The sequence below is a fragment of the Novisyntrophococcus fermenticellae genome, from assembly GCF_018866245.1.
GTDB lineage: Bacteria > Bacillota > Clostridia > Lachnospirales > Lachnospiraceae > Novisyntrophococcus > Novisyntrophococcus fermenticellae.
Genome location: NZ_CP076458.1, coordinates 2159739 through 2182203 on the forward strand (window position 1 = coordinate 2159739; position 22465 = coordinate 2182203).

The window sequence follows — 22465 nt, forward strand, 5'->3', positions numbered from 1 at the left end:
ACTCTTGAATCTTAATCAGAAGCTTTAAGTCCTAAGAGATGCTCCCTGATTTTCCGCTCATATCCCATATCTGAGGGCCGGTAGAATACCGTATTTTCGATTTCATCTGGAAGATACTGCTGTTTTACATAGTGGTTAGGATAATCATGGGCATACTTATAGCCTACTCCATGCCCCATCTTCGAAGAGCCTTTATAATGTGCATCCTGAAGATGGACCGGAATCGTAGTTTTGTGATTTTTTACCGAATCCATTGCCTCGAAGACCGCATTACAGGCGGCATTACTCTTAGGTGCGCTTGCCACATAAGTCACAGCCTGAGACAATATGATTGCCGACTCCGGCATCCCAATCCGCTCAACTGCAAGTGCAGCGGAAACAGCCACCTGTAAGGCTTCGGGGTCGGCATTCCCCACATCCTCCGACGCACAGATCATAATCCTTCTGGCAATAAACTTAATGTCTTCCCCGGCATAAAGCATCCGGGCCAGATAATATACTGCTGCATCGGGATCTGATCCACGCATACTTTTGATAAACGCCGAAATTGTATCATAATGCTGGTCGCCGCTTTTATCATAACGCACCACCCGCTTCTGAATACATTCCGATGCAGTATCCAGGTCAATATGTACCTTACCATCCGCACCGGGATTTGTGGTCAATACACCCAGTTCAATCGCATTTAATGCGGCTCTTGCATCGCCTCCCGAAATATCTGCCAGAAAATCCTCTGCATCCTCTTCCAACACCACATCAAAGCTGCCCAGACCCTTTTTTTTATCCGTTACCGCACGTTCCAGAAGCTTTTTAATATCTTCTTTTTCCAGCGGCTTCAGCTCGAATATAATTGATCGGGAAATCAATGCACCATTTACCTCAAAGTATGGATTTTCTGTAGTTGCTCCAATCAGAATGATCGTTCCATCCTCCACAAACGGCAGAAGATAATCCTGCTGCCCCTTATTAAATCTATGTATTTCGTCCACAAAGAGGATGGTTTTCTCCCCGTACATTCCAAGGCTTTCCTTCGCCTCCCGGATCACCTCTTCCATATCTTTTTTTCCAGCTGTGGTGGCATTAAGCTGTGTGAATTTTGCGCTGGTCGTATTGGCGATCACCTTCGCAAGTGTTGTCTTTCCTGTTCCGGGCGGGCCGTAAAAGATGATAGAACTGAGCTTATCCGCTTTGATTGCGCGATACAGCAGCTTATCCTTACCTATGATATGTTCCTGCCCTACGACCTCCTCCAGCGTTACGGGACGCATCCTGGATGCCAGAGGGGATTCGCTTTCCTTTTTCTTTTCCGACATGTAGTCAAATAAATCCATAGTATCTCTCCACTTCTTGATTCTTCTTTGCAGCAAGCATCTATTCCACGATCATTTCATCTACGGTAACAAATTCATACCCCTGCTCTTTCAGGCGATCCACGATCTGCAGTGCCGATTCCACGGATGTCTGAAAGCAGTCATGCATCAGGATAATATCTCCGTCATCCACCTGTTTCATGACCTCATTGACGATAACAGGCGTATTCTGTGTATACCAGTCCCTGGAATCTAATGTCCACAGTACAGGAATCATCGTCACATTATAATCCAACCCTTTTTTCCACTCTCCAAAGGGTGGGCGTATAAATGCAGTGTAGATTCCTGTAATCTTAAATATTGCATTACTTGTGGACACAACCTCCTGCTTTGCCTGTTCGTCTGACAGCTTTGTAAGCTGTACATGATGAAAGGTATGATTTCCAATTAAATGTCCATCCTCCTGCATCTGCCTGATGATTTTCTCTCTGCCCTCAATACACTGCCCCTGCAGAAAGAATGTGGCCTTCACCCCACGCTCCCTTAGTCCATCCAACAGACTCATGGTATACTCGCTGGGGCCGTCATCAAAGGTCAGTGCCACCCGCGGGTCTTCTCTGGCCGTGGTCCCGGTAGTCTCCTGCGTAAATTTCTTGCTTCTCGCATCAGCAATCAGCAGTGCGGCTAAAATCAGACACTCAATTAAAAAAAACAGACGAAAACGACGCCACATAAAAATTCTCTTTTTTATTAATCTATTATGACTTGTTTATTTTTATCACATAAGTCAGACCCGAACTTTGTGTCATCTCTTTATTTACGTATACCATCTCACCTAAATTCTGTAAAACCCCATCATTGAGCATCGGAAACTTCTCACGTTCATACTTGCCCACATAGATATAGCTCACATCATACTTATCCAGCAGACTTTCCACCTGTACTGTATTCTTTGACGTATAGATGGTTTCTATATCAGCCGCACGTTTGTTCAGTTCCTCCGGATTTCCTCTCCACAGCCATTCATGGACATACCAACCCAGAACGGTAGGAAGGCCTGTCATGGAAGATACCCTGCAGTAATCACTGTAGCTGTCCCCATTCGCCTCCAGTACCACAGGATTTCCCTCTACATGTTCATTTAACCAGCGGATGGCAGGCGCATCTTCAGCGAAGGCAGCCTCCAGATAGCGGGTTGCATCCTGGCATCGGTATTCACCGGAATCCCACACGGTCCCAAACCAGGAATAGACTGCATTTCCAAAATATCCAAACGTGGACAGCAAAGTAATCAGTCCCAGGCTCCCCAATAGCTTTGGTATCTTTCTGCCATGCCATGTCAGAAGCCGTAAGATGATGTAGCTCATAATCAGTCCAAATAGGATAAATGCCTGGTAAGTCAATTTAAACATCGTATTCGAACGGGCATATCCATCCTCATAGATATCACGAACATAAACCACTTCCGGAATCAAAACCAGCCCAAGTGCACACATGCCCATGATAACGGCAAATATATCCGAGCTGTCAGCTTTTCTGATAAGTTTTCCCAACCCTTTGTACTTCATCAAAAGTCCGAAAATAAAAATCACCAGAAGCGCTGTGGGAAGTCCCCAGAGGACCAGCCACTGATGGATCTTTGTATGATTTTGGGCAATTCCAATACCTGAAATCATAGTTTCAAATGTCCGTGTAAACGGCAGTGAAGTAACCAGCCCTATCAGGAAAATTTCGCACGATTGAATCAAAATCGACAACAGTGCCGTCTTCCATCTGAATTGAAAGTGATATAAATTAGTATAGATACAGCATATTACAATCACGGTAAAATAAATCACAAAATCCCAGTAATTTGTAAACTGAAAGATACCGATAAATAACCCACCTATGATAACATGTGGATCCAGTATGCACCGCCTCCAATTCAATCTGACCTCATGTTCTGCTTCCTTTCGCACCTTAAGAATCCAGGAAAGCATCAACCCCACCACTACGATAATGAACATGGTATTGACTACATGTGCATGCAAGTCTCCCAGAACAAAGGAGTAGCTCGGAAACTCGTGGATACACTTATCATTCGTTTCAGGATTATAACCAATGTATCGGGTGGAATTAGGAAACCAGTAATCCAGTCCTTTTTTCCAGCCCAGGGCTTTCCCTATCACACCATAAACCAGATAATGAAGGTTTCCTGCAAAAACCACCGCACCGCCTGCCAGCAGACCTCCCAATGCAGCTATTACCTTTTTTGTCTTAGAATCCTTTATGGATTCTATTCCTCCTACAAGCTGATAAACGATGGAAAACGACATACCTGCCAATAACCCTGCCACCAGTGTGCGCATCAGATTGTAGGTATCCGACACATCACTGAAGCTGAGCTTTGTTAAAAAGACCGCATAGTACTGTCCGCCATAATAATAATTCATATCTTTCAGGCTGTACCAGATATCCGGAGCCGGAAGTGATTCACTGCGCATCATGGCAGCCATAAAGCCATAATCCATGAATTTTTCTGTACCATGTGCTTCCGGATGAAAGCCCGCCAGATAAGTCCACAGAAAGAAAGCCGCCATAAAAATCAGTTCTTCTCCCAAAACCAGATTCCAGTCCAGATCCCATATTTTCTGATTATTCCGTATTGACAGACAGCCGCCGATTCCCCAGCACAGCATCATAGATACAATCGTTGTGACCAGACAGGTAAGCGCCGTAAATTTCAAAATCCCCGCACAGCTAAGCGCCCATACGGCAAAGCCACTGACCGCAACTGAAATAGCTTTGGAAAACAACCATCCTTTATCTTCAAAGCCCGCAAAGAGGTGGCTGGTAAGTGGAAAAAATCCAATCCCCAAAATCAGAATCATCATCCACCATTTTAGAAATACTACATTATCACCTTTTATCAAAGGAAGAGTAGCCAATACAATCCCAATGATTCCCAAAAGATAAAATAACCCTCTTTTACTAATTCTCATCTGACTGCACTCCCTTCGCATCTTTTGACCCTGGTATTATTCTATAATAATTTGACAAACTTCGCAACCTTGAAAATCCCCTATATACCGAACAGCCCTGCCAGCCAATAGGCCTGCAGAGCTGTTCTGAAGATTAATATTGTTTTTATAGGTCAAACCGATTTTTTCTATAACTGAGAATCTCCTTCTTGCACTTTTCAAAACCAAGCTTTCCACTGTCGATACATAAATCGTAGTGCCTGGCATCCCACCAGTCCTGCCCGGTATAATGCCTATAGTACTCTCCCCGGTATTTATCTGTCTTATTGATAAATTTCTCCATCTCACGGATAGTCATACTATTGCGCTCCATCGCTCTTGCAAGACAGAATTGCGAATCAGCGTGTACAAAAACACTCATCATATTTGGATAGTTTCTGAGTATAAAGTCTGCACACCGGCCTACAATTACACAGGATTCTGTCTCTGCCAGCTTTTTAATAACCTTTGCCTGATAGTTAAACAGGTTTCGGTTAGAGACAAAATCCTCGGATTCCGGAGGAATAAGTTCCCCCTCATATACACTTTTCGATATTCTGAACAAAGTGGTCCCTTTTAGCTTTTCATCTGCTTCTATGAACAGATTTTCATTGATGCCACTGTCATCGGATGCCATGCGCAGGATATCTCTGTTATAAAATGGAATTCCCAATTCATCCGCCACCATCTGTCCTATGGTCTTACCGCCGCTTCCATACTGTCTTGCAATCGTAATTACAATTTTTTCCACCGTGCAGCCTCCTTTCCTCAACCATAATACGTATTTACTCGCCTAAGTATGCCTTTTTAATGGAATCATTATTCAACAGCTTATCTGCGTCACCGGACAGAACAATTTTCCCTGTCTCTAATACATATGCCCGGTCAGCGATGGATAATGCCTTCTTGGCATTCTGTTCCACAAGAAGAACCGTGGTTCCACTGCTGCTCACCTCTTCTATGATATCAAAAATCTCATTGACAAAGATGGGTGAAAGGCCCATGGATGGTTCATCCATCACAATCATCTTGGGACGCGACATAAGTGCACGGCCCATGGCCAGCATCTGCTGTTCTCCTCCTGAAAGAGTTCCTGCACGCTGATTTTTACGTTCCTCCAGTCTTGGAAAACGTTTATATACATTCATCAGGCTTTCAGAGATTTCACCTTTATCTTTCCGGGTATATGCACCCATCTTCAGATTTTCATAAACACTTAACTGGGAAAAGACTCTCCTTCCTTCCGGCACATGGGCAATGCCCATCTCCACAATTTTGTGAGCCGGTACTTTGGTGATATCCTTTCCTTCAAATTCAATACTGCCTTTCTCTGCCTGAAGCAAGCCGGTCATAGAATGAAGTGTCGTAGTTTTACCTGCACCATTGGCACCAATCAAAGCAATGACTTCTCCCTGATTTACCTCGAAAGAAATCCCTTTTAAAGCCTGTATCACGCCATAATAGACCTGTAAATCCTTTACTGCTAACATTGCCATCTCAAAGTTCCTCCTATTCGCCCAGATAAGCCGTGATAACTGCAGGATCATTTAACACGAACGCAGTCTTTCCCTGTGTCAGTACCTGTCCAAAATTTAATACAGTCAGTTCTTCACAAATCCCGCCTACCAGTTTCATATCATGTTCGATTAAGAGAATTGTCATATCAAAATGATCCCTTACAAAACGAATCGTATGCATCAGTTCCTGGGTCTCGTTCGGGTTCATACCAGCCGCAGGCTCGTCCAGCAAAAGCAGCTTGGGCTCCGTAGCCAGAGCTCTGGCAATCTCCAGCTTACGCTGTTTTCCATAAGGAAGATTGCTTGCCAGATAATCCGCTTCCCCGTCCAGATCAAACACTTTTAAAATCTCCAGCGCCCGCTTATCCATCTCTTTTTCCAGCTTATAATACCCGGGAAGACGCAAGATACCTGTCACAGTGGAATATTTATAGTGATTATGGAGTCCGGCCTTGACATTATCCAAAACAGTCATGTCTTTGAAGAGCCGGATATTCTGAAAAGTCCGGGCCACTCCGGCCTTATTGATATCTATGGTACTGCTCCCGGTAATATCTTTCCCATCTAATTTAATAATACCTTCATTCGGTTTATAGACACCGGTCAGCAGATTAAAAACGGTGGTTTTTCCGGCGCCATTCGGTCCAATCAGACCATATAATTGTCCTTTTTTTATCTTCAGATTAAAATTTTCCACGGCATGAAGACCGCCAAATGCAATAGACAGATTACTTACTTCCAATATATCCATATCAAGCCGCCTCCTTCTTGCCTGTTTTTTTCCGTTTGCTCAGAAATCTGGCTTTTATCCGTTCTCTCCAGTTAATAGCCGACGGTGCCCAGTTGAACAGCATCATAACAATCAACACAATCGCATAAATCAACATACGATAATCAGACAATCCACGAAGCAGCTCCGGAAGTGCAGTCAGAATAATCGCAGCGATAATTGATCCGCGAATACTTCCGATTCCGCCCAGAACCACGAATACCAGAATCAATATGGATGTATTATAGTCAAACTTCTTCACGGTTAATGTCGATAAATTATGAGCATAAAGCACACCTGCAACGCCTGCCAAAGCAGCAGAAACCGAAAACGCCATCAGTTTGTACTTTGTAATATTGATTCCAATGGATTCGGCTGCAATACGATTATCACGAATGGACATGATCGCGCGCCCACTTCTGGAATATATCAGGTTCAGTACAATGAACAGTGTGATTAAGATCAGAATAACTCCAATTGTAAAGGTAGAATCCTTGGGAGTTCCCGTGATACCAAGCGCGCCATTTACAATCACTTTGCCCTCCGGCTCCATATTCAGACTTGCTGCATCACTGACAGAGACATGCAGTCCTTGACTATCCTTACCCACATAGAGTACATTCATCAGGTTCTTAATGATTTCTCCAAAGGCCAGGGTCACAATCGCCAGATAGTCTCCTTTCAGGCGCAGCACCGGAATACCGATTAAGATACCAAAAATCCCCGCTGTAAGGGCTCCTACCAAAATAGCGAGAATAAACCTGAGCATATCCGGCATTCCATCCCCGGCTGCTCTGGAAAAAAATGCACTGGCATATGCTCCCACACACATAAATCCGGCATGGCCCAGACTTAACTCACCGGAGATTCCAACCACCAGGTTCAATGAAATAGCAGCAATCACATAGACACAGACAGGGACTAAGAGTCCCTTCATAAGACTCGAAATATTTCCTGATGTAACCAGCAGCTGCATGATAATATATGCAGCAATTACAATGGTATAGGTAAGCAGATTGTTCTTCGCAATTTTATTCATATTCGTAAATTTCTTCTTCATCCTGTCACCTTACACTTTCTCTTGTATGTTTTTGCCAAACAGTCCGGTCGGCTTCACAAGCAGTACGATGATGAGGACGGCAAATACAATCGCATCTGCCACCTGAGAAGAAATATACGCTTTCCCCAAGATCTCAATAATACCCAGTAAAATACCTCCCACCATAGCACCCGGTATAGAACCGATTCCGCCGAATACAGCGGCTACAAAAGCTTTGATACCAGGCATGGCCCCGGTATAGGGTGTAAGTGTAGGATAAGCAGAGCAAAGCAATACTCCGGCAATAGCTGCCAGGGCAGAACCGATTGCAAAGGTCAGCGAAATAGTTCCGTTGACATTAATTCCCATCAGCTGAGCAGCTCCGCGGTCCTCAGATACCGCCTGCATGGCCTGCCCCGGCTTTGTTTTGTTAACAAATAAAATAAGGCAAAGCATAATGATAATACAGGCTGCAATCGTTACAATTGTAGTTCCGGTGATCATCAGTTTCCCGCCGCCCAAGGAGATTGATGGAAAATTCACAATGTTTGAAAATGACTTTGCACCTGCCCCGAAAATCAGCAGAGCAACATTCTGCAAAAAATAGCTGACCCCAATCGCTGTAATCAGAACCGCAAGCGGAGATGCTGCATTCCGCAATGGTTTATAAGCTATTTTTTCAATAACCATCCCGAGAATTGTACATGCCGCCATAGAAATCAATACGGACAGAAGAGGATTGACTCCCGCTCCGGTCATAAGCGTAAACACCACATATGCGCCTATCATGATAACGTCTCCATGCGCAAAGTTCAACATCTTTGCTATTCCATACACCATTGTGTATCCAAGAGCGATAATCGCATATACACTGCCCAGACTTATACCATTAATCAGATAAGATATAAAACTCATAGTGCACCTCTTAAAATTTTTTTTATTATAGCACAGAATTTCATGCTTTTTCAATCATATGGTAAAACGTTTGGGGACAGACCTTGTCCTGTCTGTCTTCAGACGGAACAAGATGTGTCCCCAAAATCCCGTTTTCACTATTGAACGTATACTGAAACTACATAGCAGTATAAGCACCGTTTTCGATTTTAACAGCCTTTGGCTCTTTACTCGGTTCACCGTCTTCTGTCCAGGTAATATGACCTGTTACACCATCTACGGTAATTTCTGTCATAGAGGTCTTTAATGCATCACAGATATCCGAGACAGACATATCAGGGGTAATTCCGGCCTTTTCGGCGGCTTCTTTAATTGCATAGATACAGTCGTATGCATCTGCAGCAAACTGGATCGGTACTTCGTCTTTATATTCCTCTGCATATGCTTTTACAAACTTCTGTGTGGCCTCATCCTGTGCATCCGGTACAAAAGGTGTAAGCAGCATCGTACCTTCGGCAAGAGAGGTATCAAAATTTTCTACTCCCAGAATTCCATCCAGACCATCACATCCAAAGAACTGTGTGTCAAATCCTATGTCATGAGCCTGTTTCAGAATCAAAGATGCTTCCTGATAATAAATCGGAAGGAATATGAGTTCCGCACCGCCGTCTTTGGCTTTTTGAAGCTGTACATTAAAATCTGATTTGCTGTCGGATGTAAATGCCTCGGACGCAACAATTTCCAACCCCTGGTTCTTTGCTTCCTTTACGAAGTTTTCATAAATTCCTGAAGAATAGGTATCTGAGCTGTCATAAACAACAGCTACTTTGGAAGCCAGCTTATTCTCTCCGATATACTCTGCAGACTTTGTTCCCTGCGCAGGATCTGAGAAGCAGAGCCGGAATGCATTGGAAGGAGCAATCGATTCCACTGCAGTAGCAGACGGTGTCAGCAGAAACATGTTGTCAGCTTCACTTTCTGCAGCTACAGCAATACATGGAGTGCTTGTTACCGTACCCACCAGCATCTGCATACCCCAGTCCTTCAGGGTGTTATAGGCATTCACCGATTTCTCTGCATCATGTTCATCATCTTCAAACTTAAACTCAATCTGGCTGCCGCCTATTCCACCGGCTGCGTTAATCTCTTTCACTGCCAGCCTTGCTCCTTTATCTACAGCATCACCATAGGCTCCGGCCGGTCCGGTCACGGGCCCAATTCCGCCAATTTTAAATACATTTTCTCCTGCAGCAGATGATGATTCATTTCCCGCGGATGAGGATGTATCATCCTTACTTCCACATCCTGCAAAGCCTGCAGCCACCAACGAAGCCGTAAGCGCAAGCGACATGAATTTTTTCATATTTTTCATAACTTTCTCCTCCTGTTTCTAGTCTATTGAAGTATTGTTACTATTTAGCCATAAGCCCGATTACACTTCTTCAGGTCACATGGCTAAATAGTAACAAAATATTTAATATATTGCAATATATTACCCTTAAAATCTTTGTTTGTCAATGAAAAATACGATAATTTGTTTTATCTCCACAGGTATTCGGGATAAAGCCCTTCTTTCTTCATCTTGCTTATCGCTTCTACAACCATCGGTTTATCTTCTCTATATGTAACACCATACCAGCGATCCTCGGAAAGCATTACCTGAACATCTGATTTTTCTTCCTTTAACAGTTCATTCACCACTGTTGGCAGAAAATACTCGGCCTTCATAGGATTTTCGGGAACATCTTCCGCCAGAAATCTGGCAAAACGGCTTTGCAGTTCATCCAGAAAACTGTCGGTAAATCCCCATAGATTCATGGACACGATACTGTCAGAATCAATCTCTTTCCAGCTTCTCCCATCGTCCTCTGTATACATCACCTTTTCTCCGGCCTTTTCGATATGCGTATGTTCACATACATCCTCCAGATAGCCACTTGCATCTGTTCGACAGACTCCACGGGAAACATGACCATTCTCCGTCAAGGTATTTCCCAGTCTGTAACCCACCATGGCATAATGGTATTTTTCATCATCCTGATGCTGCGTAAGATATTCATAAATCAGGGAGAATGCATGCTTGCCATAGTAATCATCAGCATTGATTACAGCAAACGGTGCTTCATTCAGTACGTAAATACAGCTTAGCACTGCATGACCGGTACCCCAGGGCTTTACCCTTCCTTCCGGTACCATAAAGCCCTCTGGAATATCGGTCAATTCCTGATATACATAATGAACTTTTACAAAGTTATTCAGACGATCCCCAATTGCCTCTCGAAATTCCGTCTCATATTCCCGCTTAATGATGAAAATGACCTCCTGGAATCCTGCTTCCACCGCATCATACAGTGAAAAATCCATGATGATATGTCCTTGTTCATCCACGGGATCAATCTGCTTTAATCCTCCGTAACGGCTTCCCATGCCAGCCGCCATTATTACTAAAACCGGTCGTTTCATACTTCTAGTTATCCTCCTCAGTCATAGTGTAGACCTGACGTTTTCTGGCCATCTCATCGCTTTCCAAATACTCATCATATGTGGTTATTTTATCAATCAGGGCTCCGCCAGGCACGATTTCCATAATACGGTTAGCTGTTGTCTCGACAAACTGATGGTCATGAGATGCAAACAATATAACACCCGGAAACTTAATCAGACCATTGTTCAGCGCTGTAATGGACTCCATATCCAGATGATTGGTCGGCTCATCCAGAAGCAGTACATTGGCACCTGAAATCATCATCTTAGACAACAGGCAGCGTACCTTCTCTCCACCTGACAGAACTTTTACACGCTTCACTCCATCTTCACCCGCAAAGAGCATGCGGCCCAGAAAGCCACGGACATAAGTCACATCCTTAATCTCAGAATATTGTGTCAGCCAGTCCGCGATTGTCAGATCACTGTCGAACTCTGCGGTGTTATCCTTGGGAAAATATGCCTGGGATGTGGTAATTCCCCATTTATAAAAACCTTCATCCGGTTCCATCTCACCCACAAGGATTTTAAATAATGCTGTTTTTGCCTGTTCGTTGGCTCCGACCAATGCCACCTTATCCTCTCTGCCGAGTGTAAATGAAATATGATCCAGAATCACTTCACCATCAATGGTTTTTGTCAGGTTTTCCACCTGCAGGACCTCATTACCGATCTCACGGTCGGGGCGGAAATCAATGTAGGGATATTTCCGGCTGGACGGTCTGATCTCGTCAAGCTGGATTTTTTCCAACGCACGCTTACGTGACGTGGCCTGCTTACTCTTGGATGCGTTGGCACTGAACCGGCTGATAAAATCCTGCAGCTCCTTGATCTTTTCCTCTTTCTTCTTATTCGCCTCTTTCATCTGTTTCATCAGCAACTGGCTGGATTCATACCAGAAATCATAATTTCCGGCATACAGCTGAATCTTTCCATAGTCAATATCAGCTGTATGGGTACAAACTTTATTCAAAAAATAACGGTCATGGGATACCACGATCACCGTATTCTCAAAGTTAATCAGAAATTCTTCAAGCCAGGCGATGGCATCCAGATCCAGATGGTTGGTCGGCTCATCCAAAAGTAAAATATCTGGATTTCCAAATAACGCCCTGGCCAACAATACCTTCACCTTCTGGGATCCATTCAAATCTGCCATCTGTGAATAATGATATTCCGAACTGATACCAAGACCATTCAGCATCTGCTCCGCATCGGATTCCGCTTCCCATCCATTCATCTCGGCAAATTCACCCTCCAGTTCACTCGCCTTGATTCCATCCTCATCGGTAAAATCTTCTTTGGCATAAATTGCCTCTTTTTCTTTCATAATCTCATATAACCTGGCATTTCCCATAAACACAGTATCCAGAACAGAATAGGCATCATATTTGAAATGATCCTGTTCCAGACATGAGAGGCGCTGTCCCGATGTGATTATAACATCACCATTCGTGGGTTCCAGCTGACCAGATAAAATCTTTAAAAACGTGGATTTTCCGGCTCCGTTGGCGCCAATCAGACCATAACAGTTCCCTTCTGTAAATTTAATATTAACATCTTCAAACAGTGCTTTCTTACCCAGACGTAATGTCACATTATTTGCTGCTATCATTTTCTGACCTCATCTTCTTATATTTATTCAGGTTCTGCCCTTTGGGCGAACTATAATCTATTGTAACGGATATTCCTGTTTTTTCAAGGAGAATTTTTTATTGTGAAAAAGTTATCCAGCCGTCCTGCATCTTTTGCCAGTTCATTGTACTGAAGAGCTTCATATTGAAGCTCCAGTTTCTTATAGTCGGTGTCCATATCTTCCCATCTAATATATCCGCCCTTGTCATCTATGTATCCCAGGTGATTCAAAGCCGGCATTTTCTCCATTAGCCCGGAAAGATAATAATTATAGGGAGTCATCTTAAGATTCGTCTGTTCCAGCATAAGTGTTGACAGATAGTTGGTACTTGTAAGGATTCCCTCTTCCTCAGGGATATCATAATTCGCCCAGATAAAGAATGGTGTTGCAAAGTACTTCTCCTGCTCTTCAAGGGTGCTTTCTTCAAATTTTTCCCCCGTAATCCATTCTGTAAAACTTTCCGGCAGGTCCGGATAATGATCCCCGAACATAACAATCATGGTAGGCTCGTCATAGTCTTCGAAGTATTCAATCAGATACTTAAGAGCATCGTCTGATTCCTTTAGCAGAGACAGATACTGATTTACAGAACTGTTTGTGTAGCCCACCGTATTTACGTCACCTTTATAGGCCGTATCGGTATACCCACCATGGTTCTGCATTGTGACATCAAACAGGAAGTACGGCTCTTTTGGATTCTCTTTTTGATTCACGGACTCTATGATTTTCTCATAGTTTGCCTGATCACTGATATGCTGACGAATTCTCTTTGCAGATGACGCAAAGTCATCAATCGTATAAAATTCGTCAAATTGAAGCATCCGGTAGGCACTCGTCCGCTTCCAGTTACTGCCCTTGTTGGGGTGCATAGCCTCTGCCCTGTATCCCTGACTCTTAAGTGTCGTTACCAGAGAATACTGGTCATGCGTGAAATAGCTTACATAAGGAACCATTCCCGGGAAACGCTTCACTGAGTTTCCAGTCAGAAACTCATATTCTGTCTTTGCCGTACCCCCTCCGCGAATGCATACCAGCGTATGCCCCTTAATCGTATTTTCCTTCATGGAATCATAAAACTCCATATAGGGCTGTGTTACATTAAAATCGCCTAACAAACGGTAATCTGCCCAGGATTCATTCATGATAGCAATAATATTCACAGGTTTTGTCTTATTCCCCCGGTCATCTGAAGATGTATCCACGTCTTTGGCCGTATCTTTTACCGCCTTTTCAGAATAACCTTCCGGAGGCGTCAGTCTCATATATTTGGCCACACACAGGAATCCCACTGTAGTTCCATATTCCTCATAGGTTTTATAAGGGCGGTAGAGATCGGTAAGTATACCAAGAGCTCCATTCCAGCCTACATTTAAGTAAATGAAGCTTAGGCCTGCAGCAAATACTGCTGTCAAACCTCTCATGAGTACTTTCCACTTAGGTTTTCTTACAAGTATGTAATCTTCGGACTGCCAGTACAGACCGATACTACAAAATGATGTTACACCAAATATTATAATTTCCCTGGTCAGCTGAAAATCATATCCTCCCGCTACTTCCATAGCGGTTCCCGCACTGAAAATATCTATAAATTGAAAAGGTTCTCCCCGAAACAAATAGACAAAATAAAAAACCAGGCTCATGGCCAGAAAAAAAATATTCCCTGCCAGCATAGTCCTGCGCCATGAATTTAGAATCAGCATCAGCAACATCAGAAGAACAAAAATAAAGACTACATTCAAAGCCATATATCCTGTCTCCATATCCTTCAACAAAGGATTATTTATAAACTCTATCTGCAGGAAAATATAGAAAGAGTTGGCTAAGGTGATTAGAAAATGCCAGATTTTAATCTTTCCGGCATCGCGTTTACCCGATTCTCTTTTCAGAAAGTTCCACAGCCAGACCGAAAAGGAAAACGCTACAGCCGCCACTAAAGCCATAAACTGTAATATCCCACTCCCATTTGCCTCAGGATTGTTTCCTATTATAGATGGATACTTGCTAGTTAAAAACACCAGAATCAGCGTCCAATAGAAAAACCCCGCGGCAAATGCACTTCTTAATCTGATATCTGTCAGTTTTTTCATCCCTGCTTCCATTGGTGACTTCTTTCTTCTGTCTTTACCCTTAAAAAACAACTCCGGTCACCTCGATCAATATTCCCCAGAATACACCCAGCGCATAAAGCATACCTGTAATTTTCAGATTTTCCCTGACGTTTTTATTCGTTCTGAAGAGAACCAGAAGACCTACACCGGCACCAACCAAAAGGCCTGCCATCATCTGTCCGCTCCCCAGGATACCATTCAGATATAGCTGGCTGATAGCCACAGAGGAGGCACAGTTTGGAATCAAACCTATCAGTGCCGCCAAGAATACCCCTGCAACCGGCCGACTGCTGGCTATGGAACCGATACGCTCCTGTCCCACCAGTTCCACAGCCAATCCGATTGCCAGAGATATTACGAAAATAAACAATGTGATTTGTACCGTATGAATAACTGCTGATTTAAAGATTCCTTCCTCCTCACAATGGCAATGTTCATGTTCACATAATGAATGGATATCCTTTTCTTCATGCATATGACCATTCTTTTCTTGTCTTCTGGTCTTTTTTGGAAGTCTCTGAAAAAAATCAATCAGAAATCCGGAAACAGCACCCAAAAGTATCTTCATTCCCAGAATTCGGAAGATTGTCACAGGTGCAACGGACTCGGAAATAAAAATCGGCAGCATCTCATCTGATGTAGACAGAAAGATGGCCAACAGCGTCCCTGCTGAAAGAATGCCTCCTGCGAAGAGACTGGCCGCTGCCGCCGAAAACCCGCACTGCGGAATAATACCAATAATCCCACCAATTAACGGACCGTATTTCCCGGTTTTCTGTATGACAGCCCTGGATTTTTCTCCCGTCTTATGCTCCAGATATTCCATGACTAAGTATGTCAGAAATAAAAAAGGAATCAGTTTCAGACTATCGATCAGCGTATCTTTTAATACGTCAATTAACATTCAAATACCCTGCTTTCTCATGTTTTGTGCGTCCCAAATTCATGCTTTTTCATGCAAGCATGAATCGCATGACCTTTTGACCTACCTTATGATACCTACGGATTGCTACGCACTTTGTGCTCCCGCAATCCTAAAAACATTCGAAATCCGCCCTATTCGGGCTCCTTTCTCATGTTTTGCGGGTCCCAAATTCATGCTTTTTCATGCAAGCATGAAACGCATGACCTTTTGACTTACCTTATGATACCTACGGATTGCTACGCACTTTGTGCTCCCGCAATCCTAAAAACATTCGAAATCCGCCCTATTCGGGCTCCTTTCTCATGTTTTGCGGGTCCCAAATTCATGCTTTTTCATGCAAGCATGAAACGCATGACCTTTTGACCTACCTTATGATACCTACGGATTGCTACGCACTTTGTGCTCCCGCAATCCTAAAAACATTCGAAATCCGCCCTATTCGGGTTCCTTTCTCATGTTTTGCGGGTCCCAAATTCATGCTTTTTCATGCAAGCATGAAACGCATGACCTTTTGACCCTGGTATCATATTATCACAAACGTAAAAAGAACTCAACACTTAACAAAGGCATGTTTTTGCTCTTTGCAAAAACATGCCGTACTTTAATATCTTATATCGTTTAATTCTCTTTTTTGTCATATTCACAATATCGAATGTATTCAATGAATAAAATATATCTTATCCTAGAATTCAATATTATATATGAATGGGGTGTATGTATGATTAGTTATGATCCTTTTTGGAATACATTGGAACAGTCTGCTGAATCGTGGTATACGCTGACAAAGCGGCACAGGATTTCTTCCAGTACCCTTCATCGCCTGAAGCAAAATGAAGTTGTAACCACAAAGACTTTAAATGATTTATGCAGAATTTTAAACTGCCGGATACAGGATGTTGTGGAATATATTCCATCAGATCAGGATCAGAGATTATAAGAACAATTTCTTATAAATTCTCTTCCTTCTGCAGCTGTATCAAAAAGATTCTGAAATAGTCTTCCAGTGTCCCCTTTAATCGCCCGTAGAGCTCTGTTTCCAGCTGCCTGAGCTCCCATAATAACTCTATCTCCGCCTCCATCCGGTTATACCAGATAGTCAGATTCCATGGATCCACACATTCATCCAGTATCTCGAAACTTCTCTTGAGTATCCTGTAAATATTTATATCTTCTATCTTTTGCAGCGCCCCTATAAGTCTTTCTCGCTTTTTTCCCATCTTATCCTCCTCTTTTGTATGTCCATTTCCATATATTCCAAAACATCCCTCTGTATTTTATGAAGGACTCTTTCGAAATATTCTTAATATTACTCATTTAAATTATATTCGTTTTATCAAATATATTCAACTATATAGAGGTATTTTATTAGAATAGAAAGAAATAAGAAAAAAACCCAGAGCTGCATTAGCTCCAGGGTTTTATAGTGTAAATTGTATACTTAGTCAACATTAAAACGGCGTACCGTCCAAATCATAGGGAGTTGTTTGATAAACGTAATAATTCAGCCAGTTTGTATACAGGTTATTGGCGTGTGACCGCCACATCAACTTTGGCTTTACTCCGGGATTATCATTCAGATAATAATTTTGGGGCATCTGTATATCCAGTCCCTTTTCCTTATCTCTCTTGTATTCTCCATCCAGAGTGATACGGTCATATTCCGGATGGCCCATGACAAAGATTTTTCTGCCTTCATCCGCCATTCCCATATAGAATCCGGCCTCATCAGATTCTGCCAGTATCGTAACAGCCTCACAGGCACGTATATCCTCAATAGGCACTTCTGTATGTCTGGAATGAGGCGCCAGAAAAATATCGTCGAATCCCCTCACAAGGGGAACTTTTCTATTCTGTACCTTATGCCAGAACAGCCCGAACCGCTTCTCGTCAAGCATCTTCTTTTGGAGTCCATAGAAATGATACAAGCTGGCCTGTGCAGCCCAGCACAGATAAAGTGTCGATGTGACATGTTTCTCTGTCCAATCCATAATTCCAGTGAGTTCTTTCCAGTAATCCACTTCTTCAAATTCCATCTGTTCCACAGGTGCCCCTGTAATAATCATGCCATCAAAGAAACGTTGTCTGATATCCTCAAAGTGTTCATAAAACTTATTCAGATGGCTGGCCTGTGTATTCTTTGACTCGTGGCTGGACATATGGATGAATGAAACATCCACCTGAAGGGGCGTATTAGACAGGGAGCGCAGCAGCTGCAGTTCTGTCTCTTCTTTAAGTGGCATCAGATTCAGTATCAATATACGAATGGGGCGAATGTCCTGGTGAACAGCCCGAGTTTCGTCCATAACAAATATATTTTCTTTTTCCAGTATTTCCTTTGCCGGCAAGTCGCTTTGAATTTTAATAGGCATTTATTCCCTCCATTTCTTTTTGCAATTACATCAAAGGTGCAAACAGACGCAGCACTCGTCCGTAAATTTTTGTCCGCAGTTTCTCTTTCTTACAGTCCACAAGGGTAACTCTCTGACACTTTTTCAAGGTTTCCTGCATATCTCTTTCAATATCCGCAATTTCAGAAGTCTGATACAGATATACACCGCATTCGAAATGCAGATATAGACTTCGATAGTCCAGATTCACAGTCCCAACCACCGCACGTTCATCATCGCTGGTAAAAACCTTTGCATGAACAAAGCCAGGTGTATACTCAAAGATGTTCACGCCGGCACGCAGCAGGGTGGGGTAATATGTCTTCGCCAAGGCGAATGCATATTTCTTATCAGGAATATGTGGCATAATTATGGTCACATCTACTCCCCGCTTCGCAGCGAAGGTCAAAGCTGTGATAAGCTCCTGATCCAGAATCAGATAGGGAGTCATGATATGTACATAATTGACTGCCCTGTTAATGATATCCAGATAGATATTCTCTGCCAGCGTTTCATGATCCACAGGACTATCTCCATATGGGATCACATATCCGGCAGAAATACTCTTCTTTACGTCCACATTCAGATACCTTTCATAATCCTCTTTTTTCTCATCCAGATTCCACATCTGAAGAAACATCAGGGTAAAGGTTCTTACTGCCTCACCTTCTATCATAATGGCAGTATCCTTCCAGTGACCGAATCTGACCTTACGATTAATATATTCATCAGCCAGATTTACTCCCCCTGTAAATGCCACCTTGCCGTCAATCACTAATATTTTTCTATGATCCCTGTTGTTTTGTATGGTAGAAAGCATCGGGTAAATTGGTGCAAACATCTTGCATTTTATTCCCAGTGCCTCCAGCTGTCTGGGGTAGTGGTAAGGAAGCAGAATCAGGCAGCACATACCGTCATACATCATTCGTACCTCCACCCCTTGCTTTACCTTTCTTTGCAAAACCTCCAGCACACGGCCCCACATATATCCTTCCTCAACGATAAAATATTCCAGAAAGATAAAGTGCTCTGCCTTTTCAAGCTGAATCAGCATTTCCTCAAACTTATCTTCCCCCAAAGGAAAATATTTCACACCCGTATTACGAAAAACCGGATAATTTCCCTGAGCATATGTGTATCCGGCCAGTCTTCCCTCACTGGGATTCTTCTCTGCAAGCTCACAGGCAACAGATGTCTCCTGCTCGTTATAGGTTCTGGTTTCTTCAACCAGAGTGCCTACTCGCTTATGAAGTACGCGATATCCGAACTGGCTTTGCACAAATAGGTATAAGAGTCCTCCAAAAAATGGAATCAAAAGGACAGGGATCAGCCAGGAAATCTGAAATGCAGGATTTTCTTCTCTGTTAATTATAATGATTGCTATAAGCAGTCCAAACAACGCATAGCCACCAAACACAAGAACTATATATTGGCGCAGTAAATCAAATCCAATCAGAAGAATAAGTGCCTGCAGAAGCAGAAACAGGATTACAACTCCTGTTCTGCCGAACACGATTTGTATCATTCCCCGTTTTCCCTTCTGCAAAGTGATGACTTTTTCTCGGTCTGTCTCTTTCTGTTTTCCTCTCTTTTTTTCTGTTTTGTCTCCTTTTTCTGCAATTATTTTCATATTAATTACCCTACTTTTGTCAGCTTAAGAAAATCCTCCTCGGAAAGTATAGGAATGTTTAACTCCTTAGCCTTACGATTTTTTGAAGAATTAGATGCTGTATCATTGTTAATCAGATAGTTTGTTCTGGAGGTTACACTGCCTGTAACTTTTCCGCCTTGTGCTTCAATAAAGTTCTTCAGTTCACTTCGGTTTGCAAAATGCTCCACACTCCCGGTAATGACGAAAATCATCCCCGAAAGCATTTGCGCTGAGGAAATAGCAGTTTCTTCAAAATCCAGATACTCTAAAAGGCGGTCCAGATTCTTTCTGTTATCCTCATTTTTAAAGTAATCCACAAATCCTTGGGCAATCACCAGTCCTATCCCATCCACCAGATTCAACCGTTCAATATCTGCAGTTCGTATCTCATCCAGATTTTCTCCAAATTCCCGGCAGATCATCCTGGCATTGGCAACACCGATGTTGGGTATTCCCAGCCCATATATCAGACGGGGAAGCGTCGTATGCCGGGCTTTTTGAATCCCCTGCCACAGCTTCTGCCAGGATTTTTCTCCAAAGCCATCCATGGCCTTAATCTCCTCCTGATAGCGATCCAGCTGAAAGATATCTCCGAAATCACGGAGCATTCCATGTGCCATAAACTTCTTCAGCGTTTCCTCAGACAGTCCCTCAATATTCAAAGCATCTCTGCTGGCAAAAAGTGTAAATGCTTTCATCTGTTTTGCAGGACATTCCGGATTAATGCAAAGAAGTGTCTCCACATCGTTCATGCAGGAGAGTTTTGTTTCCTCACCACAGGCAGGGCAGTGCCGGGGAATCTCTATATTACCACTTTTTGTAAGATTACGTGCAATTTGAGGGATAATCATGTTCGCCTTATACACCTCAACCTGATCACCTATCCCAAGTCTTAGTTCCTTCATGATACTCACATTATGAACACTTGCCCTGGATACCGTCGTTCCCTCAAGCTCCACGGGTGCAAAGATAGCCACCGGATTAATCAAGCCGGTTCTGGACGGACTCCATTCAATTTCCAGCAATGTCGATATTTTTTCCTCATCTGCCCATTTAAATGCATATGCATTTCTCGGAAACTTTGTCGTACTTCCAAGACTGTCCCCATATGCGATATCGTCATAAACTGCTACAAGTCCGTCAGAAGGCAAATCATTTTTCACAATTTCCGAAGAAAAGTATTCCATGGCCTCATCCAGGGTACCAGCAGTCACCATACGCTCTTCCACTGTTTCAAATCCCTGTTCCTTCAGCCAGTTCATCTGTACTAATCTGGAATTTCCAAAATCCACACCCTCTGCCTGAACCAGCGTAAAAGCAAAGAACTTTACATGGCGTCCGGCTGTAATCAGATTATTAAGCTGGCGTACAGAGCCACTGCAAAGATTTCTGGGATTTTTATATCTTGCATCTACATTTTCAATTTCGTTATTGATTTTCTCAAAATCAGAATAGCTGATAACTGCTTCACCACGTAAGACCAGTTCCCCACGATAAGGAATACGCAGAGGAAGATTCTGGAACACTCTTGCGTTATTGGTGACAACTTCACCGATTACACCATTGCCCCGTGTAACTGCTTTGTACAGGTTTCCATCCCTGTAGGTAAGGACTATGGTAAGTCCATCCATCTTCCAGGAAAGCAATACCCTTTGTCCGCCGATAAACGACCTCAGAGCTTCGGCATCTTTCGTCTTATCCAGGGAAAGCATGGGCGTTCCATGCCTTTCCTTGGGCAGCTCGTCCACCGCCTCGTATCCCACTTCCTGTGTCGGAGAATTGGCCAGAGTCACTCCTGTCTCCAGTTCCAGCCCCTCTAATTCATCGTATAGTCTGTCATATTCCAGATCGCTTAGAATCTCTCTGTCCTCGGCATAATAAGCCTTCCTGGCTTCATTCAGTCTGGCTGTCAGCTCTTTTATTCTATCCGTCTTATTCATATATCTTCCTCTTTCATGCTTATCGGTCAGAATTTAATCCTTTGTCCAGAAGCTCCTGTTCTTCCCGGGTCAGTTCTCTCCAGGCCCCCGGTTTCAGATTGCCAAGAAGAATATTCATGATCCGAATCCGTCTTAAGCGCTTTACCTGATATCCCAGCTCCCCACACATGCGCCGGATTTGCCGGTTAAGCCCCTGTGTTAATACAATATGAAACTCTTCAGGCCCACTTTGGAACACCCTGCATGGTCTCGTCTTAACATTCAGTTCTGACAAATAGACTCCATGGGACATTGCTTCCAGAAACTTATGATTAAGCTTGCGGTCTACTTCCACTACATATTCTTTTTCATGATAATTCCTTGCTCTCATCAACCGGTTAATCATGTCTCCATCATTTGTAAGGATAAGCAGTCCCTCTGACTCCTTATCCAGCCTGCCTGCATAGGTTACTCGTTCCGGATATGAGAATGCCGTCAGGAGATTGCTTTTTTCTTTTTTCTCAAAGGTACATACAATCCCTCTTGGCTTATGATAAGCCAGATATATCCTGGGTGACTTTTTATTCACCCGTATCCCGTCCACGAAAACCTGTGCATCCGGGGAAATCTGCATCCCTGTGCAGGCAGCTATTCCATCCACCGTAACTCTTCCGGCGTCTATCAGACGGTCACCTTCCCTGCGGGAACAAACCCCACTGTCACTTAAAAATTTATTCAATCGAATCATATCATACACCGCCAGAAAATCATAGGGGCTGCTGATGCAGAATATCTGCCTGAACAACCCCTTTCCATGTCAACTCTTT

Annotated in this window: 19 protein-coding genes; 1 reads left to right on the forward strand and 18 read right to left on the reverse strand. The window is 43.2% G+C overall.

Features of this window, described 5'->3' with window-relative positions; translation table 11 throughout:
- Positions 1 to 11 precede the first annotated feature (11 nt).
- The 13 genes from KNL20_RS09885 to KNL20_RS09945 form a co-directional block, all read right to left on the reverse strand.
- Complete coding sequence (locus KNL20_RS09885) at positions 12 to 1331, reverse strand: replication-associated recombination protein A (RefSeq protein ID WP_230397598.1); 1320 nt, start codon at positions 1329 to 1331, stop codon at positions 12 to 14.
- A 40-nt stretch (positions 1332 to 1371) separates the two neighbouring features.
- On the reverse strand, positions 1372 to 2043 hold the full coding sequence (locus KNL20_RS09890; protein ID WP_230397599.1) for a polysaccharide deacetylase family protein: 672 nt from the start codon (positions 2041 to 2043) through the stop codon (positions 1372 to 1374).
- Positions 2044 to 2068: 25 nt separating this feature from the next.
- Positions 2069 to 4291 carry a DUF2298 domain-containing protein gene (locus tag KNL20_RS09895; RefSeq protein ID WP_230397600.1) on the reverse strand — a complete coding sequence of 741 codons (2223 nt, stop codon included), beginning with the start codon at positions 4289 to 4291 and terminating at the stop codon, positions 2069 to 2071.
- 145 nt (positions 4292 to 4436) lie between these two features.
- Positions 4437 to 5060: a cytidylate kinase-like family protein gene (locus KNL20_RS09900; RefSeq protein WP_230397601.1), complete on the reverse strand. Its 624-nt coding sequence runs from the start codon at positions 5058 to 5060 to the stop codon at positions 4437 to 4439.
- 34 nt (positions 5061 to 5094) lie between these two features.
- Entirely contained in the window at positions 5095 to 5805 is a 711-nt protein-coding gene (locus KNL20_RS09905; RefSeq protein ID WP_230397602.1) for an ABC transporter ATP-binding protein, read from the reverse strand.
- A gap of 13 nt (positions 5806 to 5818) precedes the next feature.
- Complete coding sequence (locus KNL20_RS09910; protein WP_230397603.1) at positions 5819 to 6577, reverse strand: ABC transporter ATP-binding protein; 759 nt, start codon at positions 6575 to 6577, stop codon at positions 5819 to 5821.
- 1 nt (position 6578) lies between these two features.
- Positions 6579 to 7655, reverse strand: coding sequence for a branched-chain amino acid ABC transporter permease (locus tag KNL20_RS09915; RefSeq protein WP_230397604.1), 1077 nt, complete (start codon positions 7653 to 7655; stop codon positions 6579 to 6581).
- A 9-nt stretch (positions 7656 to 7664) separates the two neighbouring features.
- Positions 7665 to 8549 (reverse strand): branched-chain amino acid ABC transporter permease, encoded by an 885-nt coding sequence (locus tag KNL20_RS09920; protein WP_230397605.1) that lies wholly within the window; start codon positions 8547 to 8549, stop codon positions 7665 to 7667.
- A 157-nt stretch (positions 8550 to 8706) separates the two neighbouring features.
- Complete coding sequence (locus tag KNL20_RS09925) at positions 8707 to 9900, reverse strand: ABC transporter substrate-binding protein (protein WP_230397606.1); 1194 nt, start codon at positions 9898 to 9900, stop codon at positions 8707 to 8709.
- A gap of 167 nt (positions 9901 to 10067) precedes the next feature.
- Complete coding sequence (locus KNL20_RS09930; protein WP_230397607.1) at positions 10068 to 10991, reverse strand: sugar phosphate nucleotidyltransferase; 924 nt, start codon at positions 10989 to 10991, stop codon at positions 10068 to 10070.
- A gap of 4 nt (positions 10992 to 10995) precedes the next feature.
- A complete protein-coding gene (locus KNL20_RS09935) occupies positions 10996 to 12627 on the reverse strand; it encodes an ABC-F family ATP-binding cassette domain-containing protein (protein WP_230397608.1) in 1632 nt (543 codons plus the stop codon).
- A gap of 83 nt (positions 12628 to 12710) precedes the next feature.
- On the reverse strand, positions 12711 to 14735 hold the full coding sequence (locus tag KNL20_RS09940; protein ID WP_230397609.1) for an LTA synthase family protein: 2025 nt from the start codon (positions 14733 to 14735) through the stop codon (positions 12711 to 12713).
- 40 nt (positions 14736 to 14775) lie between these two features.
- Entirely contained in the window at positions 14776 to 15660 is an 885-nt protein-coding gene (locus KNL20_RS09945) for a putative manganese transporter (protein ID WP_230397610.1), read from the reverse strand.
- Positions 15661 to 16399: 739 nt separating this feature from the next.
- Here KNL20_RS09945 and KNL20_RS09950 point away from each other — a divergent pair.
- Positions 16400 to 16618 (forward strand): helix-turn-helix domain-containing protein, encoded by a 219-nt coding sequence (locus tag KNL20_RS09950; protein ID WP_230397611.1) that lies wholly within the window; start codon positions 16400 to 16402, stop codon positions 16616 to 16618.
- Between the two features lie 10 nt (positions 16619 to 16628).
- Here KNL20_RS09950 and KNL20_RS09955 read toward each other — a convergent pair whose 3' ends face one another.
- From KNL20_RS09955 to KNL20_RS09975, 5 genes are all read right to left on the reverse strand, one after another.
- Complete coding sequence (locus tag KNL20_RS09955) at positions 16629 to 16898, reverse strand: hypothetical protein (RefSeq protein WP_230397612.1); 270 nt, start codon at positions 16896 to 16898, stop codon at positions 16629 to 16631.
- 231 nt (positions 16899 to 17129) lie between these two features.
- Entirely contained in the window at positions 17130 to 18050 is a 921-nt protein-coding gene (gene metA / locus KNL20_RS09960; RefSeq protein WP_230397613.1) for a homoserine O-acetyltransferase MetA, read from the reverse strand.
- Between the two features lie 25 nt (positions 18051 to 18075).
- Positions 18076 to 19593 (reverse strand): cardiolipin synthase, encoded by a 1518-nt coding sequence (gene cls, locus KNL20_RS09965; protein WP_230400085.1) that lies wholly within the window; start codon positions 19591 to 19593, stop codon positions 18076 to 18078.
- Between the two features lie 110 nt (positions 19594 to 19703).
- A complete protein-coding gene (ligA, locus tag KNL20_RS09970; protein ID WP_230397614.1) occupies positions 19704 to 21659 on the reverse strand; it encodes an NAD-dependent DNA ligase LigA in 1956 nt (651 codons plus the stop codon).
- A 19-nt stretch (positions 21660 to 21678) separates the two neighbouring features.
- The gene (locus KNL20_RS09975; RefSeq protein WP_329957458.1) at positions 21679 to 22443 is read right to left on the reverse strand and encodes a pseudouridine synthase; all 765 of its coding nucleotides are present in this window, start codon (positions 22441 to 22443) and stop codon (positions 21679 to 21681) included.
- Positions 22444 to 22465: the final 22 nt, after the last annotated feature.

Excerpts from the sequence above, each read along its gene's own strand:
- KNL20_RS09910 (WP_230397603.1), bottom strand. The coding sequence starts at position 6,577 with ATGGATATATTGGAAGTAAGTAATCTGTCTATTGCATTTGGCGGTCTT.
- KNL20_RS09895 (WP_230397600.1), bottom strand. The coding sequence starts at position 4,291 with ATGAGAATTAGTAAAAGAGGGTTATTTTATCTTTTGGGAATCATTGGG.
- cls (WP_230400085.1), bottom strand. The coding sequence starts at position 19,593 with ATGATACAAATCGTGTTCGGCAGAACAGGAGTTGTAATCCTGTTTCTG.
- KNL20_RS09930 (WP_230397607.1), bottom strand. The coding sequence starts at position 10,991 with ATGAAACGACCGGTTTTAGTAATAATGGCGGCTGGCATGGGAAGCCGT.
- KNL20_RS09955 (WP_230397612.1), bottom strand. The coding sequence starts at position 16,898 with ATGGGAAAAAAGCGAGAAAGACTTATAGGGGCGCTGCAAAAGATAGAA.
- KNL20_RS09935 (WP_230397608.1), bottom strand. The coding sequence starts at position 12,627 with ATGATAGCAGCAAATAATGTGACATTACGTCTGGGTAAGAAAGCACTG.
- KNL20_RS09950 (WP_230397611.1), top strand. The coding sequence starts at position 16,400 with ATGATTAGTTATGATCCTTTTTGGAATACATTGGAACAGTCTGCTGAA.
- KNL20_RS09885 (WP_230397598.1), bottom strand. The coding sequence starts at position 1,331 with ATGGATTTATTTGACTACATGTCGGAAAAGAAAAAGGAAAGCGAATCC.
- KNL20_RS09915 (WP_230397604.1), bottom strand. The coding sequence starts at position 7,655 with ATGAAGAAGAAATTTACGAATATGAATAAAATTGCGAAGAACAATCTG.
- KNL20_RS09920 (WP_230397605.1), bottom strand. The coding sequence starts at position 8,549 with ATGAGTTTTATATCTTATCTGATTAATGGTATAAGTCTGGGCAGTGTA.
- KNL20_RS09940 (WP_230397609.1), bottom strand. The coding sequence starts at position 14,735 with ATGAAAAAACTGACAGATATCAGATTAAGAAGTGCATTTGCCGCGGGG.
- KNL20_RS09945 (WP_230397610.1), bottom strand. The coding sequence starts at position 15,660 with ATGTTAATTGACGTATTAAAAGATACGCTGATCGATAGTCTGAAACTG.
- metA (WP_230397613.1), bottom strand. The coding sequence starts at position 18,050 with ATGCCTATTAAAATTCAAAGCGACTTGCCGGCAAAGGAAATACTGGAA.
- KNL20_RS09905 (WP_230397602.1), bottom strand. The coding sequence starts at position 5,805 with ATGGCAATGTTAGCAGTAAAGGATTTACAGGTCTATTATGGCGTGATA.
- KNL20_RS09925 (WP_230397606.1), bottom strand. The coding sequence starts at position 9,900 with ATGAAAAATATGAAAAAATTCATGTCGCTTGCGCTTACGGCTTCGTTG.
- KNL20_RS09890 (WP_230397599.1), bottom strand. The coding sequence starts at position 2,043 with ATGTGGCGTCGTTTTCGTCTGTTTTTTTTAATTGAGTGTCTGATTTTA.
- ligA (WP_230397614.1), bottom strand. The coding sequence starts at position 21,659 with ATGAATAAGACGGATAGAATAAAAGAGCTGACAGCCAGACTGAATGAA.